This window comes from Emticicia fontis, assembly GCF_054779675.1.
The window spans coordinates 114,514-132,602 of record NZ_BAAGXU010000001.1; the positions used below are offsets into that span (position 1 = coordinate 114,514).

The 18,089-nt window shown below is 38.8% G+C and carries 17 protein-coding genes; 10 read left to right on the forward strand and 7 right to left on the reverse strand.

The annotated features are described in order from the left end of the window. Positions 1 to 161: 161 nt before the first annotated feature. The 4 genes from ACYVFA_RS00440 to ACYVFA_RS00455 all read right to left on the reverse strand — a co-directional run bounded on the left by ACYVFA_RS00440 (position 162) and on the right by ACYVFA_RS00455 (position 3,741). Positions 162 to 1,220: a hypothetical protein gene (locus tag ACYVFA_RS00440; RefSeq protein ID WP_460469809.1), complete on the reverse strand. Its 1,059-nt coding sequence runs from the start codon at positions 1,218 to 1,220 to the stop codon at positions 162 to 164. A 229-nt stretch (positions 1,221 to 1,449) separates the two neighbouring features. Then, entirely contained in the window at positions 1,450 to 2,607 is a 1,158-nt protein-coding gene (locus ACYVFA_RS00445) for an MFS transporter (RefSeq protein ID WP_460469810.1), read from the reverse strand. Between the two features lie 85 nt (positions 2,608 to 2,692). Next, positions 2,693 to 3,082 (reverse strand): VOC family protein, encoded by a 390-nt coding sequence (locus tag ACYVFA_RS00450; protein WP_460469811.1) that lies wholly within the window; start codon positions 3,080 to 3,082, stop codon positions 2,693 to 2,695. Next, positions 3,079 to 3,741 (reverse strand): HAD family hydrolase, encoded by a 663-nt coding sequence (locus ACYVFA_RS00455; RefSeq protein WP_460469812.1) that lies wholly within the window; start codon positions 3,739 to 3,741, stop codon positions 3,079 to 3,081. Before ACYVFA_RS00455 ends, ACYVFA_RS00450 begins: the two co-directional genes overlap by 4 nt. 141 nt (positions 3,742 to 3,882) lie before the next feature. On the opposite strand from ACYVFA_RS00455, the gene ACYVFA_RS00460 reads away from it, so the two are divergent. Both ACYVFA_RS00460 and ACYVFA_RS00465 read left to right on the forward strand, forming a co-directional pair. Beyond that, positions 3,883 to 6,456 (forward strand): T9SS type A sorting domain-containing protein, encoded by a 2,574-nt coding sequence (locus tag ACYVFA_RS00460; RefSeq protein WP_460469813.1) that lies wholly within the window; start codon positions 3,883 to 3,885, stop codon positions 6,454 to 6,456. Positions 6,457 to 6,696: 240 nt separating this feature from the next. After that, the gene (locus ACYVFA_RS00465) at positions 6,697 to 10,092 is read left to right on the forward strand and encodes a DUF559 domain-containing protein (protein ID WP_460469814.1); all 3,396 of its coding nucleotides are present in this window, start codon (positions 6,697 to 6,699) and stop codon (positions 10,090 to 10,092) included. An 18-nt stretch (positions 10,093 to 10,110) separates the two neighbouring features. Here ACYVFA_RS00465 and ACYVFA_RS00470 read toward each other — a convergent pair whose 3' ends face one another. Further along, entirely contained in the window at positions 10,111 to 10,578 is a 468-nt protein-coding gene (locus ACYVFA_RS00470) for a MarR family winged helix-turn-helix transcriptional regulator (protein WP_460469815.1), read from the reverse strand. A gap of 283 nt (positions 10,579 to 10,861) precedes the next feature. On the opposite strand from ACYVFA_RS00470, the gene ACYVFA_RS00475 reads away from it, so the two are divergent. Beyond that, the gene (locus tag ACYVFA_RS00475; protein WP_460469816.1) at positions 10,862 to 11,296 is read left to right on the forward strand and encodes a hypothetical protein; all 435 of its coding nucleotides are present in this window, start codon (positions 10,862 to 10,864) and stop codon (positions 11,294 to 11,296) included. Between the two features lie 387 nt (positions 11,297 to 11,683). Here the strand turns inward: ACYVFA_RS00475 and ACYVFA_RS00480 are convergent, their stop codons facing one another. After that, positions 11,684 to 12,085 (reverse strand): nuclear transport factor 2 family protein, encoded by a 402-nt coding sequence (locus ACYVFA_RS00480; RefSeq protein WP_460469817.1) that lies wholly within the window; start codon positions 12,083 to 12,085, stop codon positions 11,684 to 11,686. A gap of 168 nt (positions 12,086 to 12,253) precedes the next feature. Next, positions 12,254 to 13,327, reverse strand: a complete 1,074-nt coding sequence (locus ACYVFA_RS00485) for a branched-chain amino acid aminotransferase (protein ID WP_460469953.1) — start codon at positions 13,325 to 13,327, stop codon at positions 12,254 to 12,256. A 200-nt stretch (positions 13,328 to 13,527) separates the two neighbouring features. Here ACYVFA_RS00485 and ACYVFA_RS00490 point away from each other — a divergent pair, with 200 nt between their 5' ends. The 7 genes from ACYVFA_RS00490 (at position 13,528) to ACYVFA_RS00520 (ending at position 18,089) form a co-directional block, all read left to right on the forward strand. Next, a complete protein-coding gene (locus tag ACYVFA_RS00490) occupies positions 13,528 to 14,229 on the forward strand; it encodes an NUDIX hydrolase (protein WP_460469818.1) in 702 nt (233 codons plus the stop codon). A gap of 68 nt (positions 14,230 to 14,297) precedes the next feature. Continuing rightward, positions 14,298 to 15,134 (forward strand): ribose-phosphate diphosphokinase, encoded by an 837-nt coding sequence (gene prs, locus ACYVFA_RS00495; RefSeq protein ID WP_460469819.1) that lies wholly within the window; start codon positions 14,298 to 14,300, stop codon positions 15,132 to 15,134. Beyond that, on the forward strand, positions 15,131 to 15,685 hold the full coding sequence (locus tag ACYVFA_RS00500; RefSeq protein ID WP_460469820.1) for an NADAR family protein: 555 nt from the start codon (positions 15,131 to 15,133) through the stop codon (positions 15,683 to 15,685). Before prs ends, ACYVFA_RS00500 begins: the two co-directional genes overlap by 4 nt. Further along, the gene (locus ACYVFA_RS00505; protein ID WP_460469821.1) at positions 15,682 to 16,098 is read left to right on the forward strand and encodes a hypothetical protein; all 417 of its coding nucleotides are present in this window, start codon (positions 15,682 to 15,684) and stop codon (positions 16,096 to 16,098) included. The genes ACYVFA_RS00500 and ACYVFA_RS00505 overlap by 4 nt, the downstream gene beginning before the upstream one ends. Continuing rightward, on the forward strand, positions 16,080 to 16,607 hold the full coding sequence (locus ACYVFA_RS00510; RefSeq protein WP_460469822.1) for a macro domain-containing protein: 528 nt from the start codon (positions 16,080 to 16,082) through the stop codon (positions 16,605 to 16,607). The genes ACYVFA_RS00505 and ACYVFA_RS00510 overlap by 19 nt, the downstream gene beginning before the upstream one ends. Continuing rightward, positions 16,594 to 17,451 carry a poly(ADP-ribose) glycohydrolase catalytic domain-containing protein gene (locus ACYVFA_RS00515; protein ID WP_460469823.1) on the forward strand — a complete coding sequence of 286 codons (858 nt, stop codon included), beginning with the start codon at positions 16,594 to 16,596 and terminating at the stop codon, positions 17,449 to 17,451. Before ACYVFA_RS00510 ends, ACYVFA_RS00515 begins: the two co-directional genes overlap by 14 nt. Next, positions 17,448 to 18,089, forward strand: a complete 642-nt coding sequence (locus ACYVFA_RS00520; RefSeq protein ID WP_460469824.1) for a DUF4291 domain-containing protein — start codon at positions 17,448 to 17,450, stop codon at positions 18,087 to 18,089. The genes ACYVFA_RS00515 and ACYVFA_RS00520 overlap by 4 nt, the downstream gene beginning before the upstream one ends.

Below are 18,089 nucleotides of genomic sequence, written 5' to 3' on the forward strand. Positions count from 1 at the left end.
AGTCTTTATTGATACCTGTGCAGAAAATTTGTTTACGTTAATATTGTCAGTAAAAAGCTGTCGCCTGGCTTTTTGCACAATATTTCTATGAGTTTTAGTAAACAAAAAAGCTACCTTCATGAAGGCAGCTTTTCTGGTAATGTATTTTTTTCAAATAATGATTATTTGTTCAAAATCATTTTTTGGAATAAAGCTTTGTTGTCTGCTTTGATAACTCTTACAGTTAATTCAGTAGCAGCAAGGTTTTCAGGTAGTAAATATGCTTTACGTAGGTCTTTTACGAAACCTTCTTTGTGCATAATTTTAGAACCGTCTTGATTAGTGATATCTACAATAATCTTTTCGTTTTCGTTCATACCTGAAAGTTTCAAGAAAAATTCACCTTCGGTTGGGTTTGGATATACCCCAATTGCTGGTTGAATGTTACGGCTTCTTGCTAAAGTAAAAAGAGCACCGTCTTTCAGGTTAGTAGCAGAAGAAAGATTAGCATCTTCTGTCATAGACCATGTTCCTTTATCCAAGAAAGCGATTCCATCTAAATCAGATTTGCTGTTTACTGAAACCGTTGCAGAAGATTTTAAAGATTCTGATCTTAACGACCAGTATTCAGTCTGGTTGATAGCGTCAACGCCTTCTGATACTTGTTCTGAAACGTTTAATGGGCTTTTATATAAATAAGCAGCTGTTAAAGTCTGGCTTTCGTTAGATCTTGCTACTCTGAAAGAGCGGAAGTTTGTACCGTCACCTAATGGGAACTCAAAAGCATCGTTTCCTTCTTTGCTTACTACACCTCTTACGTGTGAGAAGTCAGAAGCGCCATCATATTTACCATTTGCAGCAAATACTAAAGGATTTTGTGCCGATGATTCGATAATACCTCTGCGGAAAGAAAGGTTTTCGTCAACACGAACAGCTGTTTCAAGCTTTAAATCGTTGTCTAATAGCAATTGGCCGAACGACAATTCTTTTGAGCTTTTCAAAACCTGAGGTGCGCTGCCATCAAAAACAACTGTACCTGCCGATTTTACTGTGCTAAGATTGTCAAAGTTTTTTTGGAAGTGTATCTTACCGTTATTTGTAAGTTTCCCTTCGTTTACTACATCAGTATTGAAGCTAACTACTGCTCCTTCGCTTACATAAAAGTCAGTGTTGTTAACCACCTGTGCGTGTAGTTGAGTAGCAACAAGGCATACTCCCAGAGAGTAAATAATTTTTTTCATATAATCCTGCTTTATTTTTCTGTTTTCCGATTATAAAATTAATGAGTGTTATCTAGAAGAAAAAGCTTTTTCTCTAAATTTTATTTAATGGTAATCAAATTTATATGGGCAGGTTGACTTTTTTGTGTACGATTTAGTGAATCGATTCTTCGTGTATATTCTATTACTTTATTGTAAAACAAATATCATTCCATAAGGTTTGTATGCCAGAAAAATATTTATTATAAAATCAGTATAATTTCACCTTATTTACTAATAAAACCCATACTAAACCTAAAGAAGCTATTAAACCAAAGGCAAATGGCAAACTAATGCTTTCAGAAACAAAGCCAATCAGCACCGGTCCGGCAAGAAATCCGGCCATGCTGAAAGTATTCATTGTGGCTAAGCCTGCACCTTTGGCCATGCCCGGCACTCTGGCCGAGCTACCATATAATATAGGTGCGCCACAAGACACACCTGCACCAACCATAGCAAAGCCAAGAATTGCTGTAGCAGTATAAGGTAATGCAATAGCTACTATAATACCACAAATAGCTATGATACCTCCAACCCTTAGCACCGTATTACCACCATATCTAGGAATCAACGCATCTCCGGCAAAACGCCCTACCGACATACATAGCGAATAACCTGCTAAACCCCAGCCAATGAAATAATCTTGTGTTTGTACTACATCTCGCATATAGACGGCTGTCCAGTCGGCCATAGTTCCTTCAGTAATATTCGTGCAAAGGCTGATTAATATCATTAATAATAAAGCGCCTTTCGGGAATACAAATCTGGCTCCCTCGCTTTGTTCTATCTTTTCTTCATGAATACCAATTATAGTGGGACGAATAAACAAGGCCAGAGCAATAAAGCTGATAGCCAGCATCCACATATAATAAGCGGGAGCGATTTTCATCCCCAGCATAAAACTAGCCAGAATAGACCCCAACATCAACCCCGCACTGAACATTCCGTGGCAGGTAGACATAATATTGATATTGTATTGATGCTCCAGACTCGTCACACAGGTATTCATTGATACATTCGTCACCGAAATACTCAGACCAACTAAAAACAAACTGAATGCAACTAATGGAAGGTAATTCATACTCACGGGCATAGTGTATAGTATTGACATACCAATCAACCCGGCAAGTGTCATGGTGCGCATACCAAAACGATTAATCAGGATCGTGGTAAACGGATTCATCCCGGCAGCACCCAAAGGAAAGCAAAGTAATAATAGCCCTAACTGAGCATCGTCTAAGGCATATTTTTGTTTGACAAAGGGGATTAACGTAGCCCAGCTACCAAACAAAATACCCATAGCTGTAAAAACCGTAGCTACTGCCAGACTCTGGCGGTGGAAGAAAAAAGTGGATAAGTGCTTAAACATAAATAACGGTATAGAACGAAACACATACAATACTTGTATGCAGAAGAATGATACGCTTTTCTTTGGTAAAATATTTTTTGGCAGCTTAAGCTGTAATCTCAATTCTGTTTTTTTCAGGGTCTAATATGACACTCTCATAATAGCCGTCTCCTGTCCATCTGGGCTCTCCTACTATTTCAAAAGCATCATTTCTGAGAATCTCGGTTAGTTCATCTACTTTTTCTTTACTACCTACCGAAACCGCAAAATGTGTAATACCTATAAACTGCTCATGTCCGGTATTATTGGCATCAGTAATATTGGGCATTTGCATCAGCTCCAGCCTTGCACCATCCTCAAAAGAAATAAAGTAAGACTCAAAGTTCTTCTTATCGTTTCTATACTTCTCATTCGATTTTCCGTCGAAATATTTCATATAAAAACTTCGCATCAACTCCAAATCTCTTACCCAGATAGCCAGATGTTCTATTTTCATAACTCAACCAGCGTTTTAATTTTCTGGTAACTCATTTCTTTATAATCCCAGATATAATCGTTGCAAACAGGAAGTTCTTCTTTTTTATAGGTACTTAATACGCCTATTACCTTTGCCCCTGCGGCTTTTCCGGCTGACACGCCTGCGTGTGAATCTTCAAATACCACACAGTTTTGAGGTGGAATTCCCAGATTAGCTGCTGATTTCAGGTATACCTCCGGACTGGGCTTATGATGAATTACATCAGCACTGGATAGTAATGATTCCATCTGAGCAGCTAACGGCAGTTTACTCAAAATCAGTTCAAGATTTTCTACAGGCGCCGAGGTGGCGATACCTGTTTTTACACCGTTGGCTTTCAAATCAGCTATAAACTCCAGCAAGCCATCAATCGGTACTACCTCAGGTTCATACAATTGTCTGAAAAGTGCTTCTTTTTCAAACTCCATTGCAATAAACTCATCGCCTATTACGTCTCTTTTAAGGAAGTATTTCAGAATATAACTATTGCTTTTGCCATACATGTGGGCAATGAACTCGTCTTCAGTGGCATCAATCTCAAATTTTTTCAAGAATGCTTTCCAGGCAAGTGAGTGGTGCGGATTCGTGTCGCAGATGACACCGTCCATATCAAAAATTACTGCAAATGGTGTTTCCAATACTCAATTAATCAATTTTTTGCAAAATTAGGGCATTTAGTCTGTGTTTACTACTCATTTATTTACTAATAATGATACATGATTGTCAATATGTCCGTCAAAAATCTTAATTTTGCATAAACCCTGCTAAAACTGTTTAAGATGTTCTTTCATGCGTTAGAAGTTTTCAGAAGAAAACGTGTTCTGTCTTTTTTTGTCTTTCTTTTTTCTATTCAGTCTTTTGCACAGATTTCTCTTTCTTTTCCTACCAATCGAATCGTTTTTCAGCGAAATAACGATAATCTTGGCTTTATTACGATTATGGGTAATTATTCCCAACCTATTGATAAAGTTGAAGCAAGACTGATTCCTGTAGCTGATGGATGGGGTACGCCTATTGACTGGACAACGATACAGGACAATCCTAAAGCAGGTTATTTTTCTGGCAGGTTGACAGGCTTTGGCGGCTGGTATAAAATGGAGGTAAGAGGCATTAAAAATAATAATGTATTACAAACCATTACAGTCGACAGAGTAGGTATCGGAGAAGTATTTGTGGCTTTAGGACAATCGAATGCTTCAGGTCTTCCGCTTTCAGAACTACCCGGCAACAATGTTCTGAGAGCAAATGATGACCGGGTGAACGCCATTGATTTCAGTAACCGCGATGTTGTTTTTGACCCCTTGCCCGAAAACCTCAATTTTGTTCATTTAGAGGCACAGGTGAACATAGCTCCTGCTGGTAATACAGCCTGGTGCTATGGCGAATTAGGGGATAGATTAGCCAGAAAACTGAATGTGCCTATTATGTTTTTTAATGCCGGAGAATTAAGTGCCTCGGTTATTAACTGGCGCGAAAGTGCAGAAGGCAAGCCCACCACCAATATATTTGGCCAGGTAATGCCCAAACTCTTGCCCTACACCAATCTGCGCAATACCTTACATTATTATGGGGCATTGCTAGGGGTACGCTCTTTGCTATGGCTGCAAGGTGAAACCGATAACCATCCCAACCATCTATCGGCAGAAACTTACTCTACTGAGTTGATGAGGCTCATTGATATTGCACGTGCCCAATTCAGCGGTGATTTAAGCTGGGTAGTGGCCCGAACTTCACTTACCTATCAGTATCCATCTAATCCTGAGATTATCAGAGGGCAAAATATTGTAATTGAGCGTCCGGGGTATAATGTATTTCCGGGGCCGTATACCGACGATTTGCAACTTAACAGACCAGACTTTGTGCATTTCAATAATGCCGGGCCAGGCAATATGGGACTAAGTGCCCTGGCCGAAGCCTGGGATAAATCTTTAGACGATAACTTTTTCAGAAACTCAAAGCCAGTTATGGCGAGAGCTGCCGTAAATATAAACCTTAATTGCGACCCAAATAATCTGGCTACCTTGACTCTGCCTGATAATCTGGTAAACTATAACTGGTCGAACGGAGGAAACACGAATCAGATTATCGTAGATAAAGGGGTGTATTCTGTGAAAGTGCAAGATGGGCAAGGCAACCAGTTGCTGACACCCACTGTTAATACAAACTTTATGTATCCGGTTACCAGACCACAGATTTCGTATGAGGGAGATCTGGAGTTTTGTGCCAATATCAGGTCAAGTATCAATCTGAAAGCGATGGATGAAGAGTTGAAAAATTTCCAGTGGAGTACCGGAGTGAATGCAACAGACCTGACAGTAACCAATAACGGGCAATTTTCGGTAAGAGGATTCAACGAATTTGGTTGCGCTTCCAGTAGTTCTGATATTGTGGAAGTGAAGATAAACCCTGCGCCTGTTAAGCCACAGATTGCCGTTTCGCCCAATGCCTCAGTGTGTGTAGGCACAAGCATTAAATTGAGCGTGAATAATGACGAAACCCTGCTTTGGAGTAATCAGACGACTGCCAAAGATTTTTCGATAGATACCGTAGGCGTATATAATTTTAATGTAAGAGCGACCAATGCTTTTGGTTGCACAGAGCTATCTGATAATGTAGATGTGAGAATTAACCCTCTACCAGCCAAGCCAACTATTACATTTACGCCTGATACATTGGTTTGCAAGGGCACGAGCATTAAATTACGCACTGATACCAACGAAAGTGTTCTGTGGAGCAATAATGCTACCACCAAAGAGATTTCGGTAGATTCAGTAGGTGATTTTACTTTCAGAGTAAAAGCCATTACTTCCTTCGGTTGTATACAGGAATCAGATGCCCAGAATGCGCACGTAAGAGAAATGCCCAAAACACCTGACTTAGATAAATTGGGTATTTACACATTACAAGCGCAGAATGTAACTCTTGGCGAATCAGACCAGTTTCAATGGATTCGGGAGAATAGCAAATTTACTACCTCCAGAGTAGCCTCATTAAAAGTACAGGAACCCGGGGCTTATCAGGTTTCAGTAGTCAGAACTTATCAGTTAGGAGGTCGTACCTTGACTTGTGAGTCAGTAGCTTCGAAGTCTTTATTCTTACGATTAGCCTCAGAAGATATTACCTTGTATCCGAACCCTGCCACTGATCTGGTATATTTGGAAACCAAAGAAAATCTCAAAAATGTAACCCTTGAATTTTACACCTATACAGGCAAATTAGCCTACAGATTTTATCTTACAGATACTACCGAACGCAAAGACCTTAATTTAAGAAATGTGGAGAATGGCAGTTATATTGTAAAAATAAAAGGTGCCGATTTTGAGAAAACCGAGCGCATAATTATTACTCAGTAAAAAAGAACTATCTCTATCGATATTTGGTTACAATAGATGAGGTTTTCCCTCGTCTAAGTAATTTAGTGAATGAGCAATTGGTCAGCCGCTGCGCGACAATTTAGTGATTGGCAAAATTTAGTTTCTCACTAAACATCCATTCTCAGTATCTAAATTACTACTCAGGTTTTTTATACGATTTATCTCAAACGCCAAATACAAATACCTGAACTTTCGTCAGAAAGAACGGGCTTTTTCTGCATGGAAAATTCTTCTCGTAGTTTTATAAAATATCCTGATGTTGATAATCTTGACCCCAAGCAATTTATCATCATCAAAGGAGCCAAAGTCAATAATTTAAAAAATATAGATGTTGCTATTCCACGAAACAAACTCGTGGTAGTGACGGGTCTGTCAGGAAGTGGAAAATCATCCTTAGCCTTCGATACCCTTTTTGCCGAAGGGCAACGGATGTATGTGGAGAGTCTAAGCTCATATGCCCGCCAGTTTCTGGGGCGTATGGAAAAACCCGATGTAGAATATATCAAGGGGGTATCTCCTGCCATAGCCATTGAACAAAAAGTAGCTACCAAAAACCCACGCTCAACGGTTGGTACTACTACCGAAATTTACGATTATCTCAAGCTTTTATTTGCCCGCATCGGTATTACTTACTCACCGATGACCGGACGAGAAGTAAAAAAAGATACGGTTACTGATGTGGTGAATTTTATTCTCTCACACGCAGAAGGCACAAGAGTAATGGTGTTGACACCACTAAAGATTAAGGACGACCGCAAGATCAAGAAAGAATTAGATTTACTCTTACAGAAAGGTTATACCCGCGTGCTGATTGATGGAGAAATCAAACAGATTGAGGAGATAATAGAGGATGATTATGTGATTGACGAAAAACAACACAGAATCGAGATTCTGATTGATAGAAATACTGTGAAGCATGAGGATGAAGACACACAATTCCGTTTTTCAGATTCGGTACAAACCGCCTTTCTTGAGGGCGAAGGTGAGTGTATTGTAGATATAGTAGGTGTAGAAAAACGTACTTTCTCAGATAAATTTGAATTAGACGGAATCACCTTTGAAGAACCAAGTGTCAATCTATTTACCTTTAATAATCCTTATGGAGCCTGCAAACGTTGCGAAGGCTTTGGTAAAATATTAGGTATTGACCCGGATCTGGTAATTCCTGATAAAAATCTTTCAGTTTTTGAAGGAGCGATTGTGCCGTGGAGAACAGACCGCATGAGTGAGTGGCTAGCACCTCTATTAAGAAACGGTATCCGCTTCGACTTCCCGATTCACAGAGCATACAGAGACCTGACACAAGAGCAAAAAGATTTGCTTTGGACGGGTAATTCATACTTTCAGGGCTTGAATGCCTTTTTTGCGGATGTTGAGAGCCAAGTATATAAAGTACAATACAGAGTCATGCTTTCGCGCTATCGCGGGCGCACCGATTGCCCGGATTGTAGAGGTTCTCGCCTGCGTAAAGATGCCGCTTACGTAAAAATCGGAGGTGTTTCTATTACTGACCTAGTATTGATGCCTCTTTCTGATGTCATACAATTCTTCAAAAAACTGGAATTACCCGATTATCAGCAAGGCATCGCCAAACGAATTCTGATAGAAATTAACAGCCGCCTGGATTTTATGGAACGGGTAGGTCTGGGTTATTTAACCTTAAACCGATTAACTTCCTCTTTATCTGGTGGAGAATTCCAACGTATCAAATTAGCTACTTCATTGGGTAGTGCTTTGGTGGGTTCCATGTATATTCTTGACGAGCCGAGTATCGGTTTACACCCAAGAGACACCCGCCGCCTTGTAGGTGTATTAGAATCTTTGAGAGATTTAGGCAATAGTGTAGTGGTAGTAGAGCACGAAGAAGAAGTGATGATGGCTGCCGATGAAATTGTAGATATTGGCCCGGAAGCCGGAACCTTAGGTGGCAATCTGATTTTTCAGGGGAATTGGGAGGATATTATGAGACTGAAAACAACCCCACCCCCCGCCCTCCCTAACAGTGGGGAGGGAGCTATAACTTCTGACGAAGTTACTTTTATTAAGGCTGATGGTGAAGTTGTCAAGAGAGGGAGTCATATTTATACTGAACCTTATTATCATACTACCCCTAAAGACTGGGAGATTCTTAAAAACTTTGCCAAAGAAAATCGCAAGAATCAGACAGAAGCAGAGAAACTGCTTTGGGAAAGTTTAAGAAAAGAAAAGTTGGGTTACAAATTCAGAAGACAACACACGATAGAAACTTTTATTACAGATTTTATATGTCTTGAAAAAAATCTGGTAATTGAAGTGGATGGCGATATTCACGACAATTTTGTAGAATATGATAAGGCAAGAACCAAGTTTCTAAACGGCAGCGGGTTTGAAGTATTAAGATTTTCTAATAAGGACGTTTTTGAGAATATAAATAGTGTATTAGAGCAGATAAAAAAGAAACTCGAAGAAACGCCAGATTTTAAAACTACAGTAAAAAAAGAAAATACTTCCGCGTCTAACTCCCTCCCCACTGTTGGGGAGGGTTGGGGTGGGGTTCTGAGCCACACCATCCGCTTCCTCACAGGCGAAGACAAAGTGCCAGTGCCCACGCAAAGAAGAAAACCTACTGATTTTATTGAAATCAGAGGTGCCCGTGAAAATAACCTGAAAGAAGTGGATGTAAAATTCCCGATAGGTGTATTGAACGTGGTAACAGGCGTGAGTGGCTCGGGAAAATCGACTTTAGTACGCAAAATCTTATTCCCTGCCATTGCCCGATTAAAAGGTGAGTATAGCGAAGAAGCCGGAAAATATAGCGATTTGATAGGTTCTTTAGACAGAATCACGCAGGTTGAAATGGTCGACCAGAATCCAATTGGGAAGTCTTCGCGCTCAAATCCGGTAACTTATATCAAGGCCTATGATTATATCAGACAGCTAATGGCCGACCAGCAATTATCAAAAGCCCGCGATTATAAGCCTGCTTTCTTCTCATTCAACGTAGACGGTGGTCGTTGCGAAGCTTGTCAGGGAGAAGGGGAACAAACCATTGAAATGCAATTCATGGCCGATGTGCGCCTGAAATGTGAGAGTTGTGGCGGCAAGCGTTTCAAACAAGAGATTCTGGAAGTAAAATATAAAGACAAAGACATTGCCGACATACTGGCGATGACCGTTGACGAAGCCATTACCTTCTTCAAAGAAAGTGACCCTAAACTGGCTGAAAAGCTACAACCACTACAAGATGTAGGCTTGGGTTATATTGGTCTGGGGCAATCATCAAGCACACTTTCAGGGGGAGAAGCACAACGAGTAAAACTGGCGTTCTTCTTAAGCAAAGGCAATGCAGATAAAGGCAAAACCTTATTTGTATTTGACGAACCCACCACCGGACTGCATTTCCACGACATCAAGAAATTGCTGAAAGCCATCAACGCCTTAGTTGACCAGGGCGATTCGGTAATTATCATTGAACACAACATGGAAATCATTAAATCAGCCGATTGGATTATTGACTTAGGGCCCGAAGGTGGAGAGAAAGGTGGCTATGTGACCTTTGAAGGTACACCAGAAGACATGGTAAAACTGGAAAATAACTATACAGCAGAGTTCCTGAAAGAAAAGATAAAGGTCTGATTACTCAGACCTTTATCTTTAATCCATTATCTCAAAAATAATATTGTCTTTCACTTTACTGTTTTCTTCATCCACCCTTGAATTGATTTCCTTAATCACATCAAAAAAAACAGCCAGTTTATCAGCAGGAATCATTTCCTGAATCTTCTTGTTAAAGATAATTACGCCCTCACGCGCAAAGTTTCTTTTTCTTTTGCCTTCTTCTGTCAGATATACCTTTACAAAACGTTTATCATCCGCATCCGTTTCACGATAAATCCAGCCTTTTTCTTCCAGCGTTTTCAGCATACGGGTCAGGCTTCGGGGCTCCATTCCTATCGATGGGCCTATTTTGGTAGCAGGTGTACCTTTCTCTGAATCAATATTAAGCAATACATAGCCGATGGCCATGGTTATATCATATTGGCTTGCATAGGCATTGTACATACGAGAAATAGCATGCCACGCCCATTTTATATGAAAATCTATCGTCTTTTCCTTCCTCATTAATGTTTTTTGCTTCGGGTAACCACAAATGTAAAAAAAAATCAGTATGCAGGCATACTGTTATGAAAATTATTTTCACAATTCTTTAAAGCAGTCTCAAAAGACTTTTTTATGTTAAATCAAATGTATTAAGCTTTTTTTACTGTATTGATTCAGTGCTTACAAGAATATCCCTACTTATAAAAATAGTTTCTTAAATAACTGGCAATCAAAAATTTATACTTTATATTTACGTATAGACTAAAAAGGCTTTTTCATTAACCTATATCCAATATCCCTCACCATGGATTACAATGCACCTGAAGTCAACTTTGGAAGTAAAATCAAATATTTTGGCATCTTCAATTTCGTTTGTTTTGCGTTTATCCTTTTCGGAGTACATCTCTCTCTGAAAATACTCGCTTCTTTAGCTCTGGTTGCGTTAGTGTTCTCTTTTGTAATGGCCTATTTAGACAACAACCAAAATGAAACGAATTATAAGCTTTTATATCTTGTTTATTTTGTTGCTGTTATCATGAATATCGTGGTGTTTGGTTTCTGTATCAATATGTTGTCTGGCAGGAGCTCATCAATGCCAACCGTATTCTATGCTGTTTTGATAAATTTAGGGCTAATTCCGGGGTATTATCTGATAAAGATTTATCAAATGGTTTTGAACAAAATATTACATAAGAAATATTGGAAAGAGATAGAAAGACTTGAAAACGAAAAGGTTTAAAACAATACCTTTTTTGTTAAGATAAGCTCTTCCAGGTATCAAAAACAAAAAAGCGGCCGAGTCACCTCAGCCGCTTTTGTCAATATAAAAAACTATAATTCTATCAAACATTTACTTTCCGAACCCAGCCGAAAGTATCTTCTACTTTACCTGTACGAATATCGTTCAAGGCTTTTTTCAAGCGAGAAGAGAGTGATTCTTCTGTAATGGTAGGCAATACATAATCTTCGCCTTCATAACCTACGGCAGTACTAAAGGACTAATGATTATTATGAAACGATAGTTTTGTGAAATGTGAACATCTCGAATAATAAAAATATTAATTACAAAATTAACTAAATCAGAAATGAATATTATTTAAAACCGATTGGTAGGTACTTTAAATGACTAGTTATACAATTTTGAGAAAAATAAATCTACTATTTGCTGATTTTCAGGAAAATTATGTACTTCAACAACTTTACCATTCTCAATTTTCCATAAAAGACAAGACATATTATTTAAATTCTCTTCGTTTTCAAGGTTACTCCAATTCCTATGACAGTCAATTACAAAATTTTCATTAACACCCATAACTATTGGCTCTGCCTTAAATAGTCCTTTCCCTAATTGTTGAAAGTATTCCAAAACCGATTTAATACCCACTTTTGTTCCGCTCAATGGGTGTGTTCCGGGTATATGCCATTTTATATTTTCATCAAGCACCTTACTTATTCCATCATGATTATTTTCAGCATAGGCAGCAAAGAAAGCCCCGATAAGCTTAACGTTTGGATGTTGCTCTTCCATAAGATTTTATAACTATTATTTTAAAGTAAGAACCTGTTTAAACTCATTTTTTCTGACTACAAATAATGTTTGCGTCATCAATGAAATTTTAAACAGGTTCAATTGATAATTTCTATTTTTTAACTCATTTTCCTTATAAATAGGAAATTGAATTTACGCTAAATTGCTTCAGGCATTTACTTTCCAAACCCAGCCGAAAGTATCTTCTACTTTGCCAGTACGAATATCATTCAAGGCATTTTTCAAGCGAGAAGAAAGTGATTCTTCTGTAATAGCAGGCAATACATAATCTTCACCCTCGTAACCAATCGCAGCAAATGGAGATACCACTACGGCTGTACCAGCACCAAAAACCTCAGTTACTCTACCATTGCTGATACCTGTGATTACCTCTTCTACCGATACGATTCTTTCTTCTACTTCAATACCCATCGATTGAGCTAGTTTTACCAGAGAATCACGGGTAACACCTTTCAGAATAGTAGTGCTTACAGCTGGCGTAACCAACTTGCCATCTATCACAAACATCACGTTCATCGTACCTGATTCTTCAAAATTCTTATGCTCAATCGCATCTGTCCACAACAATTGTGTATAACCTTGCTCTTGCGCTAATTTCGCTGGATACAACGAAGCGGCATAGTTCCCTGCGCATTTGGCATAACCTACACCACCCGGAGCTGCACGGATAAACTCTGTCTCAACCTTCACTTTCGGAGGTGTAGAGTAGTATTTACCTGCCGGGCTCGTGATAATCATGAAGCGGTAGTTTTGTGATGGACGAACACCCAGATATACATCAGTCGAAATCATGAATGGACGTAGATATAATGAATTATCTTCACCCTTTGGCACCCATGCGGCATCTAAACGCAACAATTCTTCCAGACCACCGATAAAGATTTCTTCCGGTACCTGTGCCATGCACATACGCTCTGCCGAAATATTAAAACGTTTCCAGTTATCTTGCGGACGGAACATCAAAACTTCGTCATCATCATTTTTGAAAGCTTTCATTCCCTCAAAAATCGCTTGTCCATAATGCAATACAGCCAGAGCCGGATTATAGCTTATATCTCCAAAAGGTAGAATCTTAGGTGTCTGCCATTGTCCGTTAATATAATCAGCCACGAGCATGTGATCTGTAAAGAGCGAGCCAAATGTAATATTATTAGGGTCAAACTGATGAATCCTGCTTTCTGTTACCGTCGTAACATCGAAGTTTAGTGTCTCTGTCATGATAAACTTAATTTTTTAAACTCAAATAACTATTTCACTTGCGAAACAACAAATAATATACCACATTGTCAAGGAAAAATGCAAAAATAGTTGTTAAGACAAGTTTTTTAAATCTATCAATACCGTTGCCTCAAAAAACAGCCCGATTCTATACTGATATTTGCTGTTAGTCGCTACTTTTGCGTAAATTATAAGCCACGAGTATGTCTGAAACGAATGAAATTAAAGTAGCGGTCGATGCCATCGTGTTTGGGTATCAGCAAAACACCCTTTATGTTTTGCTGGTGAAACAGAAGTTCGGACAAATGAAAGGAACATGGGTATTGCCGGGTGGTTTTGTACTGAAAAATGAATCTCTGAAAGAAGCCGTAACCCGAGAACTACAGGAAGAGGCAGGCATAAAAGTAAATTATCTGGAACAATTATATACTTTCGGTGATGATATTCACCGTGACCCCCGTTTCCGGGTTATTTCAGTTGCTTATTTCGCTTTGGTAAATCCCAATAACTTTGCTTTGGTAGATCAGAACGATACAGATGCCGAAGAAGCCCAATGGTTTCCAATAGATCGGGTTCCTGAATTAGGCTATGATCATAACGAGATTATCAAAGTAGCCCACCAACGCCTCAAAAACAAACTCACCTATCAGCCTATCGGGTTTGACTTATTAGCCGACGAATTCCCTTTCTCAGAGCTTGAAAGCCTCTATACAGTTATTCTGGAACAGGAGATTGACCGCCGCAATTTCAGAAAGAAAATACTAAGCTTTGGTTTTTTAGAAGAAACCAATACGCTTGCCGCAAATACCGGGAGCGGTCGCCCTGCCCGATTATTTAGATTTAACAACAACACTTATAACCAGTTGCTGAGCAAAGGTTTCCATTTCGAAATTAAATTTGCGTAAATTTCACACAAAATATTTTGAGATGTCAATTTATTCAATCTATATTTGCGTAAAAAATACACAAATATATGAAAACGCTCAATTTAGATAAAAACTTCCACCCATTTCCAGAGCTGGAAAGCATCAGTTTCGAGGCTTTCACTTTTGCAGGTGGAGAACCACATATCAAAATCAAACCTGACTTTGATACCACACAGCCGGTTATGATTAGCCACCGATTAAATTCATTCAATGATTTAGGACTTTTATGTATAGCAGTTGATGCCTTGAAACGAATGAAAGTAAAAGAGATAAGTGCCTTCATCCCCTATTTTCCGGCAGCCCGACAAGACAGAGTGATGATAGGTGGCGAACCTTTGACAGTGAAGGTTTATGCAGATATTATCAATGCCTTGCAACTGAATAAGGTAATCGTTTTTGATCCACATTCTGAAGTAACTCCTGCTTTGTTGAATAACTGTGAGGTGATTCCCAACCATGCTTTTATCAAAAAGTCAATTGAGCGCATTGGAGAAACGCCCTTATTGGTTTCACCTGATGGTGGTGCTTTGAAGAAAATCTATAAGGTATCAGAATATTTAGGGGGTATGGAAGTAGTAGAATGTTCTAAAAGCCGGGATGTAAAAACAGGTAAACTCTCAGGTTTTAAAGTATATGCTGATGATTTAGAGGGTAAAGATTGCCTGATAGTAGACGACATCTGCGATGGTGGCGCCACCTTTATCGGCTTGGCAGAAGAGTTAAAAAAGAAAAATGCCGGAAAGCTCTACTTAGCTATTAGTCACGGGATATTCAGTAAAGGATTTGCGAATCTGACACCGCATTTTGAAAAAATATTCACTACTGATTCTATTAAGAATATTACAGAAGAAGGGGTTGTGCAGATTAATTTAGGAAAAATATGATGAAATACACAATTGAAAAACTCATAGCAAACGAATCAACCGGGAATAGAAATAAATTCCTGTTCTTCTGGGGGCATCAGCCTGCTAAAGATGGTACCATCACCAAAACCTGCTTTAGCCAATGGTGGTTAAGTAGCTTCGTAGTTGATGGCATTACCTATGCAACTGCTGAACATTGGATGATGGCGAAGAAAGCGGAAATATTTAAAGACGAGGAAATATTAAATAAGATTCTATCAGCCAAATCGCCTGCCGAGGCTAAGAAATTAGGACGAAAGGTGAGGAATTATCAGGAAGAAATCTGGTTGGCAAATCGCTATACCATTGTAAAACAAGGCAACTTCCATAAATTCAGTCAGAATCAGGCATTGAAAGATTTTCTTTTGGATACAGCCGAAAGAGTAATTGTAGAAGCAAGCCCGGTAGATAGTATCTGGGGAATTGGCATGGCAACAGACTATAAAGACATAGAAAATCCTGAAAAGTGGAAAGGCTTGAATTTATTGGGCTTTGCTTTGATGGAGGTTAGGGATGAATTAAGAAAACAATGAAAACAACATTATACAGACCTATAGGTCTAAAAGAATTACAATTGATTATTGATAGTGACTATAAAAAGTTTCCGCCACGATTATCATGGCAACCTATTTTCTATCCTGTTTTGAATCAGGCTTATGCCGAACAGATTGCTTTACAATGGAATACGAACGATGAGTTTTCAGGATATTGTGGTATCGTAACAGCTTTTTCATTACCAACAGATTATTTACAAAAATATCCAATACAAAACGTAGGCGCCGCCATTCATGAAGAGTTATGGGTTCCTGCCGAAGACCTGGAAGATTTTAACAGTCAGATAATCGGTGGTATAGAAATTATAAAGGTTTTTGTAGGCACACAGTTTAATGCTTCTGCTGATGACGAAGCAACGAAAGTAATAAACACATGGCAACAATTCAATTAATCAAAGGTGATATTACTGTATCAGATACAGATGCCATTGTAAATGCAGCTAATTCATCTTTATTCGGTGGTGGCGGTGTCGATGGAGCGATTCATCGCAAAGGAGGGCCACAGATTTTAGAAGAATGTAGGGCTATCAGAGCTAGACAAGGTGGTTGCAAAACCGGAGAAGCCGTGTACACTTCTGGTGGATTATTACCTTGTAAATATGTCATTCATACAGTAGGCCCCAGATGGAACAGCGGTAAAAACAAAGAAAGAGAACTATTAAGAAATTGCTATCATAATTCACTGAGAATAGCCAATGAATTGAATGTGGCTACAATTGCTTTTCCAAACATCAGCACTGGAATCTATCATTTCCCGAAACAGGAAGCCGCCGAAATAGCGATTCAAACAGTACAGGAATTTCTCAAAACAGAAAACAAGACTATTCAGGAAATAATTTTTGTCTGTTTTGATGAGGAGAATTATGAGATATATAAAAATAAAATCCATGAACGTGACTAAAACCAGAAACAGCAGAGCCATTACGGCAGAAGAAACCATAAAAATACTAGAGCAAGGATGGTATAACTCTGGCAATAAAACCATAATTATCAAAGAAGCGGTTGATTACTCTATTGAAAATGCAAAACTCATCAGACCTGATGGTTTTGATGAAACACTGCAATCAGCGAATAATAAATTGAATAGTCTGAATTTTGAAACCACTATTGAAGTAAAAAATTGTACAGTTTTAGAAGCATTAGCAGAATCAACTAAAGCTCACAACCATGTGGGTTGCCTTAATTTCGCTTCTGCCAAAAACCCCGGAGGAGGTTTCTTAGGAGGCGCACAGGCGCAGGAAGAGAGTCTGGCAAGAGCCAGTGTTTTGTATCCGACACAAGTAAAACACTTTGAAATGTACGAATATAATCGCTCACAAAGCACGGGTTTGTATTCAGATTATATGATATATAGCCCAGATGTACTGGTTTTCAGAGACGATAACAATACCCTCTTAGAGCATCCTTACAAAGTTTCATTGGTAACGAGTCCGGCTGTAAATGTGGGCGCTATTAAACAGAATGCTATCGCAGAATTAGCATTGGTAGAACAAACCATGCTGCAACGAATGGATAAAGTATTAGCTGTTTTTGTTGCCAATGGCATTGAAAATTTAGTTTTAGGTGCCTGGGGTTGTGGTGTTTTTCAGAATGCGCCTAAAGATATTGCCGGATATTTTGCTCACTACTTAACTAATAATGGAAAGTATAGCAAAGCATTTAAGCATATCCTGTTTGCGGTATTAGACCGAAGTAAGGAGCAGGAGAATATTATAGCTTTTGAACAAGTATTGAGTGCAAAATGAAAACCGAAAGTTATATACAACAACTCAAAAGATTACCAGAGGAGGGTAAATATATTATCGGTCAAAAAGTCGAGAACAATATAGTTGTCTATCAGGCATTTAATCCAAACATAGCCCGATATGCTATTGCGCACCAAAAATTCGGAGGAGAACATTATAGCTTTAACCGGATGTCATGGATAAAACCCGGATTCCTCTGGATAATGTATCGGGCAGGTTGGGCGTCTAAAGAACATCAGCAACATATTTTAGCTATTACTATTTCTCAGATGCACTTTGAAGAGATTTTAAAGCAGGCTACCATTTCATCATTTGATAATACTCTTTTTGACTCTAAGGAAAGATGGCAGCAAGAATTAGCTAAAACCCCGGTTCGCCTACAATGGGACCCAGACCACGATCCTTATGGGAATAAAATCACCAGAAAAGCCATACAGTTAGGGTTGAAAGGAGAAATGCTGAAAAAATTCTGTACTAACTGGATTATCAAGATTGAAGACATTACTCCTTTTGTACATGAGCAATATACCTGCGTGAAATCAAAAAGATTAGAAGATTTACAGGTGCCTGTTGAAGATATTATTCAGATTATTGACGAAGGTATTTGTAAACGAATCGGAATAGCAATTACTTATTAA